This is a genomic window from Paenibacillus sp. FSL R7-0313, assembly GCF_037969885.1.
Taxonomy (GTDB): domain Bacteria; phylum Bacillota; class Bacilli; order Paenibacillales; family Paenibacillaceae; genus Paenibacillus.
The window spans coordinates 3,147,411-3,158,299 of record NZ_CP150219.1; the positions used below are offsets into that span (position 1 = coordinate 3,147,411).

Sequence of the window (10,889 nt, forward strand, 5' to 3'; positions counted from 1 at the left end):
TCTATTAACATACTCAATTACCCCAATTTACATCCCCTACGCTGCGGAATACGATAAGCCTAATCTGATCGTAAATCGCAGGAGGTATAAAATGAAACGAAAATCAACCCGATGGTTATCCGGTTTAGTAGCAGCAGGAGTCATGTTGTCTTCCATGTTCTCCTTACCTGCTTACGCAGCACCTTCTTATGGTCCTCTACAGCAGAGTGAAAGCGCTAAGTCCATTCTTCAATCACTGACGCCAGAGGAAAGACAAGCTTTGAATCAGCTTCAAGTCATGGATGGTGAAGTGATCGACTCCAAGGTGAATACCAAAAGTAACGATTTGGTCAAAGTGATCATCCAATTCAATAGCGAACCCGCTGCCGTTGCCTTGAAACGGGCTGGACTAAAAAATGAGAAGTTGTCAGAGCTTACGGCCGCAAGCAGAGTAAAACAAAATCATCAGCAATTCAAGCAGCACATTAAGTCTTTGCAGCAGAAGAGAGGGCTATCTTATGATGCTGCCTCGATCCAAATCACTCAGGAGTATGAAAACGCACTAAATGGTGTTGCGTTAACAGTCCCTGGCGTAGCCGTAGAAGATCTGATGAAATCCGGAGTTGTGAAAAAAGTATGGGCTGACCAGGAAGTGGTACTTGATCTGCCAGAAACAGACACATCAAGTGAATTTGCATCTGCATCCGGAATACAACCTCGAATGGCTGATAGTGTGCCATATCTCGGAATCGACAAACTTCATGAAGAGGGTATCACTGGTAAGGGAATCAAAGTGGGTGTACTGGACACCGGAATTGATTATAATCATCCGGATTTAACAGGGGCGTATAAAGGGTATCGCGCTCATGCGGGTGAGGATCCAAAGCAAGTAGATCCAACGACAGTTAAAGGATGGGACTTTGTTGATAACGATGCAGACCCGATGGAGACGACCTATAAAGATTGGGAGAATTCGGGCTATAAGGAGCAAGGTGTATTAGCAGAAGATTATTATACTTCCCATGGAACACACGTATCGGGAACCATCGCTGGGCAGGCCAAAAATGATGTGGGGCATGCTGTAAAAGGTGTCGCTCCAGACGTAGACTTATATGTGTACCGTGTACTTGGCCCTGGTGGAAGTGGTGAGATGAGTGGCATTATTGCCGGAATTGACAAGGCTATTGAAGATGAACTTGATGTTATCAATCTATCCTTAGGGGCCGCCACGAATGATCCGCTGGATCCTTCTTCAATTGCACTGAATAATGCGATGCTGCAAGGCGTGGTGAGTATGGTTGCGGCAGGTAATGATGGACCCAATGAAGGTACGTTAGGTACACCGGGAGCGAGCGCGCTGGCCATTACGATTGGTGCTTCCGATGTTCCGTTAACTCTTCCTACGGCTACTGTGACTCTGGATGTGTATAACAATCCAGGTGCGGGAGAGACAGAGGAAACACCTGTAATTGAAGAAGAACCTATTCGGGGGGAGGAAACACCTGCAGTAGAAGAAGAGGCATCGGCAGAGGAAAAAGAAACACCTATAGTGGATGAAGAAACTCCACCAACAGCAGAAGAACCATCTGAAGCAGATGTAGAAGCATCGACAACAGAAGAAGAGACACCAGCAGCAGATGTAGAAACTTCACTATCAGTAGAAGATGCACCTGATGCAGAAGTAGAAGCACCACCAGCAGCAGAAGAAGAAGCGCCAACAAAAGAAGCACCTGCTTCAACGTTTACTGAGGTGTTAACACTGTTTGGTAAAGATTTTGCTGACGATCTGACCACGCTTGAAGGCAAAACCTACGAACTTGTTTATGCAGGGCTTGGTAATGCTTTTGATTTTGAAGGTATTGAAGTACAAGGCAAAGTGGCCCTAATCGCTCGGGGAGATATTGCACTCGATGCCAAGATTGTCAACGCAAGAAAAGCGGGGGCGGCAGCAGCAATCATTTATAACAATGTTGAAGGAACAATCCCTAATTATCTGGGTGAAATGAACGGGTATATTCCTACATTCCAAATGATGAGAGAGCTTGGAGAAAAACTAAAAGTGTTGAACGGCGTGACGGTCACCTTTGGCGCAGCAGGCCAAACCGTTACGGAAGGAAATAAACTGGCCGATTTCAGTTCCCGAGGCCCAGCCGCCGTGAATGATGATATTAAACCCGATATCGTTGCACCGGGCGTAGCTGTTTTTTCAACCTATCCTGTATTTGTGAATGATCATACGGGTGAGAATTATAATATTGCCTATGCACGAATTTCGGGTACTTCCATGGCAACCCCGCATATGGCGGGTATTGCTGCACTTATGCTCCAGGCACATGAAGAATACACACCTTTTGATGTGAAGACTGCTCTTATGAATACAGCTGTTGATCTGAACGGGAATTATTCCGTATATGAAGTAGGTGCAGGCCGTGTAGATCCGTACCGGGCAGTCCACACATCCGTGTTTGCCAAAGTTCAGGATAAAACGATTCACTTCTCGAATGACGAATCCATCCTTATTGATGAAATTACAGGTTCCATCGTATTTGATAGTGCATATTTGGAAGAAAACGACCAGGGAATCGTATCTGACAGCCGAACAGTTAAGATCGAGAATAAAGGGGACGGTGCCAAAACGTATAACACTTCCATGAAGCTGTTAAACGATATGAACTTAAATGTTCATCTTCCAGAATCCATTACTGTAAGTGGCGGAAGTACGGAAGAGATGACTGTTTCAGTGGATATACCACAGGACACGCCAAGTGGTCGTTATGAAGGATATGTATATCTGGATACGGAAAATGCGGCGGATCATATTCAGATCCCATTCTCCATCCGTATTAGCGAAAAGGGTATAACTTCGGTGGAACTGATTCCACCATCCATCACAAACGATACTCCTTTTCATCAGTTCCTGAATCGTATTACACTGAGTGCTATTCAATTGGGAAGTCCCATTGACTCTGTGGATGTATTGCTGAAGGATCGCGCAACCGGCGAGGAAATCGGGTTTGTAGGTACCTTGAATTCGCAGTCCCTGCTACCGGGAGTGGAATATCTGATCCTGAATGTGTTTAGAGGTTATGCATTTCCAATTGAAAACGGGGAAATCTCCAACGTTGCAACATTTGTCCCTGAGGGCAACTACACACTTGAATTCATCGGGACAGATTCGGACTCCAAGCAGTATTCATCCGAAAGATTGGTCGTTGTGGACAATACAGCCCCCGAGATTGATTTGGGTATTGAGCCTGGTGTACACGAACTCAATGATAGTATGCTGACGGAAAGGGAAGGTGGACAGGGCGTCTGGTATGATGGCACAGCTATCGATTCAACCATCCAAACCTTTGTTGATAATGGGATCACGGCTTATGATCAATCTTCCAATCGTGTCATTTTCTACGAGAATGGCAGTCCCTTTTATTCCGGTGATTTGCCTGTTTCCAAAGAAGGACATATATCTTTTGGTATTACCAAAGAAGAATATGATAATGGTTACGAACTTCGACTCTTTGGATTGGATGTGGGTACAGCGGCCAATCCCGTCAAGGACCACCGCTATGGCTTTATTTCCGAAGGTAAACCTTATGTGACCAGCAAATATGACAAAGAACAAGTGCGTAAAGGAGATACAATTACCCAAACTATTCAATTGAACAATGTCGAGAAGTTAAACGGTATTTCGTTTACCCTGGAATCGATGTATGACTACAAACAATTTAACCGGATTGAGCCAACGCCTGAGCTGCAGGCATTACTGGATGCCACAGGTGCTCAAGTGAAAATCAGTGAGCCTGTAGTGGACCAAAGAGAACTCAGCTTTGAGGCATCCATCTCAGGTGGGTCCTTTGAAGGAATCACAGGGGATCTTGATTTGTTCCATGTTGTCTTTGATGTACCGAAGGATGAATTCTATTTTAAGAAAAGCGACGTACCATTTCTTGAAGTGAAATACACGACTGTTGGCATGAAAGAGAACGAAGAGAAATTGACATTAACCGCGTTTAACACAGACAGTTATGAAGTGATCTCCAAATCCTCAAGAACATATGGTTTTGTACGTCCGGAAGCTTTTATGGTCGATGGAGAGTATCTGGATTTTGAAAATGACTATTCGGCAATGGGCATTGAAGTTTATGCCGAGACGGCTTCCGGTGAGAAATATGAGGGGACTGTGCAAAATTATGGTGAGTTCCTGATCGATGGGATTCCGGCAACAGGAGAAATGACGACCATCTACACACGAGTTCCGGGTCATTTACCTTCCAGGCTGGCAGTGGTTCTGAGCAAGACGATTGATGGCGAATATTATGGCATCAATCAAATGAATTCGTCAGACTTTACGTATGCAGGAGATATTAATGGGGATGGAGTCATCGATATCTATGACATGGAGCTTGTAACGAAACATTATCATACTTCGGATGAGATCGCCGATATTGACCAGGATGGCTCTGTAGGAGACGCCGAAGTGAATTATATTACAAATAACTTTGGAATGACTGCTAACTATTCTACCAAGAAGCCTGTTTTGCAAATTGGGGACAAAGACTTAGGGTACTTCCTCAATAAAATTCAGGAAATGAATAATGGTGGTTCTGGTAATAATGGGGGTGGTTCTGGAAATAGCGGTGGCGGCGGATCTTCTACGACCCCTGCACCTGTCCCAACACCTGCACCAACCACAGACCCAGATCCAAGCCAAAATCAGGTCATTACAGAAAAAGAATTGAAAGCTGTGACAAACGGTACCGCAAATGTGGATATTACAGTTGGTAAGAAAATTGAGTTGCCTGTTAATGCGGGGGACTTGTTGGGTGCGAATTCACTCACAATTTCTCAGCAAGGTGTATTATCGCTCACCATTCCATCTAGCGTATTGAAAGAACTGCAGACCAAAGGAGGTTCTGGTGCTGCTGGGGGCAAGATCATTTTGGATATATTGAAACAAGATGTGAAAGCACCAGAAACGAAACAAGGTCTTACGTGGACAACCGCAGGTGCTGCTTATGAAGTTGAACTGTATCTCCAGGTTTCCAGTGAGAAATTATCTCTGTCCTCGCTTCCTGAAGATTTTTCACTGACACTCCATTACGACAGAATGTTAAACAGCGATCTGATTGGAATGTATCATGAACATTCATCTGCGGATCAATGGGATTACGCAGGTGGGATTGTAGATGAAGAGAAGGGTACCGTTACTTCCCAATTGTCTGATATGGGCATGTATGCACCGTTCGTTTACGATAAATCCTTCGAAGACGTGGTACCAACGCATTGGGCAAGTAAAGCAATCAAGTCTCTTTCGGCGAAACATGTGCTGACAGGCAAAACAGAGACCGCGTTTGATCCACAAGGTCAAACGACTCGTGCCGAATTCGCTGCTTTAATCGTGAGAACTCTTGGTTTAGAGGTGAAAGGTAACGAATTGCCATTTGGTGATGTTAGTAAGGATGCCTGGTATGCAGACAGCGTTGCAGCTGCATATCAAGCAGGTTTGGTTCAGGGAATAGCGAATGATAAGTTTGCTCCGACCCAAACCATTTCACGTGAAGAAATGGCAGTGCTCATGATGAGAGCATACGAATATCAATCCCAATCAAACGATACCCAGTCGGCTGTTGCCGGTTATACGGATGAAGCAGACATTGCATCTTGGGCAAAAGAAGCTGTGGCGAAAGCTTCCGAGCTTGGTGTAATGAAAGGTTCTACTGGCGGGAAATTCAAACCCCAAAATAGTGCTACTCGTGCCGAAACGGCCCAAACGGTTCACAATTTACTTGCGCTGCTGAAATAAGAAGTACAAGGATAAGAGGTTCCTCTAACATTAGAGGGGCCTCTTATTTTATTGTTATTTTACTTAGTTAAGCTCCTGAAATTCTCTTCCCAGGTATGTCAGACTCCAATATATAACTGGCAGAGTCCATATTCGAACCCTATAATTAGGAATAAAATGATGGATTAAAACGAGGTGTAGTGATGTTTGAAGGGAAGATTATTAAATTTTACCGGGAGAAAAGTAGACGAACTCAAGGCGAACTGGTGAAAGGGATCTGTTCAGTCACACATCTGAGCAAAATTGAACGGGGAATGACAGAGTATTCACAAGAAATTATGGACATGCTCTGTGATCGACTATGTATTGATATGGCAAGAGAAGTAGCGAGATATCATCAAATGAACGATCTTCTGGATTCATGGCAAGAGGCCATTATTATGCAGAGAACAGCTGAAGCTATTCGTCTCAAAGACAAGTTGGAAGAAGAACCGTTAAAAGGTATACCTGATTTGCGTTTATCCTATGACTTGCTGCGGATCCGATTTTACTTGTTTATGAATAATATCAATGAAGCCGAGAGACTTATAGCCGAAGTTGAAATTCCTGATGAATCGGAGCATTCATATGAACATTATTTTTATCACCATGTGATGGGGATTTATTATTTCCTTACAGGACATTATCGCAAGTCCATTGAGACGTTAACTTCAATTAATCAGTCCAAATATACGAATCATGAGTACTTCTATCATTTGTCTCTGGCATATCACTCGATATATTCGAATATTACGTCGTACTATTACGCTGAGAAAGCTATTCAGCATTTTCGGAAAACGCTCAATATGGTGCGAATCATTGACACCGAAACCATTATGCTGGTACAGCTCAATTCCCGCGAGTATCATGATTTTCCTGAGACGAAACGCAGATATGAGAATCTGATTCGGATTAGTGATGATTGTGGGCTCCCTGACCGAAAAGCCAAGCTGTTAAACAATCTGGGTTATGAATATAACCGGCGGAGGCAATATGAGGATGCTGCTTACTGGTACAGACGAGCGCTTGATATCATTCCGGAGAAACAACCGTTATACCTGATGGTACTCAATAATTACATAGAATCGAATAGGCTAGGGAACCTCATTCCTGCAAACAAACTGTTGGACATGTCTCTGGAAGCCTTGCGCAATTCTAAACTTGTTTCAGACGCAAGTTATATGGAATTGGAACTCCAGTCTGTCATTTTACAAGGGCAGGAGCAAACGTATTACGAAATGATAGAAGAGCGAATTCTTCCTTATTATCGTGAACTTGGTTCCCAGTATCTCGCTGAACGTTATGAAGAGATATTGTTTCAGTACTATATGGATCATGGTGAAAAGGACAAGGCGCTCAGGCTCGCCAAAAATCGCTTCAAATCACAAGCGACTTCCCTTATATAAGGGTAATAATAGAGTAAGAGAAGTCGACGACCTATGAGTGGTTTGAAACGAACACCCCAACTCCGATACAATGTTCTCATAGAGTCTGAGAGAATGGATCAAATACGGTGCAGAAATGGAGAAAACCAATATGACTGAATTTATTAACGCTGACGATATTAATGACGTAATTCTGGCTGCGGCAGCAAACGAGCTGGAGCAGATGGTGGACAAAATGTGTGAGCTGATTGGCACGCCACTGGAACAGACGACTGAACTGGAGCGTCAGGTAATGGCTGCTTTTGGTTTTGGCGCGGTGTATGGCATCACTCATCGGGATCAGCTAGCGGAGCCCCAGGCCCATGCCTTGAGCATTCGGATGCTGATTAAACCGTTTAATTACAGTGAACAGCAGGCGGTTGATTTTGCCGATGATCTGATTCGGGTGGCTTCCGATCGTGAGGTTCATCCGGTGATGAATACGATTATCCAACGTGGGATTGATGGACACCGCCAATTCAATCAGGAAGACGATGAAGGATTGGAACGTAACATTCAGGAGATTTTAACAGCGGTTCAATCGCAAAATTAGACGGTTTTATTAGATGTGGGAGATGATTGCATTGGATCTGATGAAATTAAGCAAGGAACTCTCATACGCTCTGCGACATGCACCATGGGAGTATGAGTTGGAACTGGATGAAGAGGGTTGGGTGGAGATCTCGCAATTGCTGGTGGCTTTACATGAAAGTCCGCAGTGGAAGGAAGTCACGCAAGCCGATCTGGAGCAGATGATTCAAGCCTCGGAGAAAAAGAGACATGAAATCCGTTCTGGCCGTATCCGGGCATTGTATGGACATTCGACACCCCATAAGATATCAAAGATATCTGCTGAGCCACCGGAAACCCTTTACCATGGGACCCCGGCACGCGCAGTGAACTCTATTAGGGAACATGGCTTACAGCCGCGGCAAAGGCAATATGTACATCTGTCCGCAGATATTGATACGGCCAATCAGGTGGGACGAAGACGGGATGATCAGCCTGTCCTTTTGAAAATCAATGCTGCTCAAGCGGCCACAGATGGAATCCTCTTTTATCATGGAAACGAAAATATCTGGCTGGCCGATCATATTCCCGCACGTTATATTCTTGAGCAGTGAGCAGTGTACAATGAGTGATGAACTGTTGTGGAAAACATAAATACCTATCTCGAATTACAGCAGTCGCAATCAACGGGTGAGTGTACGGTCATTCTTACAACGGGAATATCATTGTATTGATCTCTAGCTACACAAAAAAGGGACACATCCAACATTTGTTGGTGTGTCCCTTTCTTATATTCAAAACTTACTTGCCTACAATCGCTTTAATACCTTCGCTAAGTGGCTGAGCCGGACGGCCAAGCAATTTCTCTAATGTATCACTTTCTACAGCCAATGCGCCTTCACGGATGGCACTTTGCATATCAACAAGCATCGATACGACAAAGTCCGGTAGACCTGCACCTTTCATGATGTCAGCGTAAGCGGCATCGTCCACGTTCTGCACGTTGATGTCCTGCCCAAGCACTTCACCAACAATGGCAGCCAGTTCAGCTTGCGTGCGTAGTTTGCCGGACAATTCATATACGGTATTCTCATGTCCTTCGCCTGCAAGTACAGCTGCTGCAGCATGGGCGTAGTCACTGCGGGTAGCCCAGCCTACTTGGCTGTCATTGGTGGCATGAACCCAAGGTGCGCCTTGCGTAGCGGCTTGCACACTGCCTGCTTCATTTTCCAGGTACCAGTTGTTGCGCAGGAAGGAATACGGAATGCCGGATTCACGAATAGCTTTTTCTGTAGCGCGGTGAACTTCAGCCAGGGAAAGGGTATTTTTCTCTGCATTCACAACGCTTGTATAAGCGATGAAACCCACACCTGCGCTCTTGGCAGCGTCAATGGCAGCCTGATGTTGGCGAATACGCGTTTCATTGTCACCATCGGTGGAGATGAGCAACAGGCGGTCTACACCGGCAAAAGCTTTCTGCAACGTCTCCGGTTGATCGAAGTCACCGTGACGCACGTCAACGCCTTGGGTGCGGAGTGCTTCCGCTTTCTCAGGATTACGTACACTTACTGCCACATCTTTGGCAGAATCCGTTTTTAACAATGCCTCTACAACCAGTGAACCCAATTGACCTGTTGCGCCAGTAACCAAAATTTTCATTTTCTTTTCCTCCTAGGGTATGTGTTTTGTTTGCATATGATTGTAATCAAAAATGTTATAACAGGTGTGATTACAACGAAAGGGTTAAAAAAAGCTCATTATGAGCTTTTTTTTATTCAGAGACATGAATCTGATCCATCATCTGCTGTATGGTTACACGATTCAAGCGCTGTTCCATGGCTGTCTGAGCCTCAATGAGTTCGGCACGCAAAGTGTGTTCAATCATGTTGCCGACCGGACATTTCGGATTCGGATGTTTGTGAAAGTTAAACAATTCCCCATCCTCCACGACCTCAAGCGCTCGATATACATCAAGAAGGGTAATGTCAGCCGGATCTTTCAACAAGGAAGCACCGCCCACACCGGGTCTGACGTCAATCAGACCAGCCTGTTTCAGCTTGGACATAATCCGCCGAATAATCACTGGATTTGTATTCACACTCTGCGCGATCACATCTCCGGTGCATTCATTGGGCATAACAGCGATCAGGGACAGGGTATGAACCGCAATGGAAAAGCGACTGCTGATTTGTCTCATGGGATAATCACCACCGTTGTAACTATAATAGTTACAAAGTGATCGGATGTCAATTCTTTTATATCATATGTGAATTGATCGTTGCTGTTATCCTGTAATCGTAGATGATCAAACAGATGATAATTGAACTATCACCTATGTCAAATAAATGAGTTGTGGTTCTTTTGAAGCGTTAAAAAAGAAGTAGGTTTCAAACATTTTAATGTAATAATAGGGCTTAATTCCTATTATTTTCAAGTTAAATGGAACTATATGGTTTTCTTGTTTGCGTATAGAAGAATAAAAATGACAAAGGCTTCGACAAAATAGAAAATTATGTATTAATTGACAAATGTAAAAGCGATTATATAATGTGTGTATCTACAAGATTGTACATTTAGTTACAAATGATTCCAAATAACAAACGGCGGGAGTGGGACAGGCATGTGGTTTTTGGTTCTATGGTTGTTAGGTCTAATCTCAGGGGGAGTACACCTATATGTGTTAGGTTTTCCCGGGGAAATGAGCGAGATTAGCAGAGTATTGCTGCTTCATCAGTTTGTGGTTACGTTTGGATTGGTTGGAGTGATTGGTTATGTTGTCAACATTGCCAGAGCGGATCAGACAGCCAAAATGTTAGGATGGCCTGGTGGACCATTTCAGGTTAAATACGGTTTTTCCCAGGTAGGGCTTGGAGTTATGGGGATTATGGCCATCTGGTTCCAGGGGAACTTTTGGGTGGGTGTATTGGTAACGATGTACATATACGGATTAAGTGGTCTTTGGTCACATACTTATGTCATGATTAAAAATCGCAAGGCAGATGGAGACAGTATCGGGAATCTCATTATGGATGTGGTGTATCAAACGTTTATCACGGTTCTCTCCGTATTGGCTGGCGGAATCTGGGTAATGCACTAAGCTGTAATTGATTTTTTGCCTTACACAGCTTGAATCTCAATTAAACGATGAGGTGTGG

Annotated in this window: 7 protein-coding genes; 5 read left to right on the plus strand and 2 right to left on the minus strand. The window is 44.2% G+C overall.

The genetic code is table 11. The annotated features are described in order from the left end of the window. Nucleotides 1-91: 91 nt before the first annotated feature. From NSQ38_RS13825 to NSQ38_RS13840, 4 genes are all read left to right on the plus strand, one after another. A complete protein-coding gene (locus tag NSQ38_RS13825) occupies nt 92-5,782 on the plus strand; it encodes a S8 family serine peptidase (protein ID WP_339790047.1) in 5,691 nt (1,896 codons plus the stop codon). Between the two features lie 182 nt (nt 5,783-5,964). Next, nucleotides 5,965-7,206, plus strand: a complete 1,242-nt coding sequence (locus tag NSQ38_RS13830) for a transcriptional regulator (RefSeq protein ID WP_339790049.1) — start codon at nt 5,965-5,967, stop codon at nt 7,204-7,206. A gap of 130 nt (nt 7,207-7,336) precedes the next feature. Next, complete coding sequence (gene imm48 / locus NSQ38_RS13835) at nt 7,337-7,777, plus strand: Imm48 family immunity protein (protein ID WP_133385592.1); 441 nt, start codon at nt 7,337-7,339, stop codon at nt 7,775-7,777. Nucleotides 7,778-7,790: 13 nt separating this feature from the next. After that, nucleotides 7,791-8,348 carry an RNA 2'-phosphotransferase gene (locus NSQ38_RS13840; protein ID WP_339790051.1) on the plus strand — a complete coding sequence of 186 codons (558 nt, stop codon included), beginning with the start codon at nt 7,791-7,793 and terminating at the stop codon, nt 8,346-8,348. Between the two features lie 187 nt (nt 8,349-8,535). Here NSQ38_RS13840 and NSQ38_RS13845 read toward each other — a convergent pair whose 3' ends face one another. Both NSQ38_RS13845 and NSQ38_RS13850 read right to left on the minus strand, forming a co-directional pair. Beyond that, the gene (locus NSQ38_RS13845) at nt 8,536-9,393 is read right to left on the minus strand and encodes an SDR family oxidoreductase (protein ID WP_339790054.1); all 858 of its coding nucleotides are present in this window, start codon (nt 9,391-9,393) and stop codon (nt 8,536-8,538) included. A gap of 112 nt (nt 9,394-9,505) precedes the next feature. Then, complete coding sequence (locus NSQ38_RS13850) at nt 9,506-9,931, minus strand: Rrf2 family transcriptional regulator (RefSeq protein ID WP_036668516.1); 426 nt, start codon at nt 9,929-9,931, stop codon at nt 9,506-9,508. A gap of 423 nt (nt 9,932-10,354) precedes the next feature. Between NSQ38_RS13850 and NSQ38_RS13855 the strand changes: the two genes are divergently transcribed. Beyond that, entirely contained in the window at nt 10,355-10,831 is a 477-nt protein-coding gene (locus NSQ38_RS13855; protein ID WP_026080959.1) for a DUF6790 family protein, read from the plus strand. Nucleotides 10,832-10,889 lie beyond the last annotated feature (58 nt).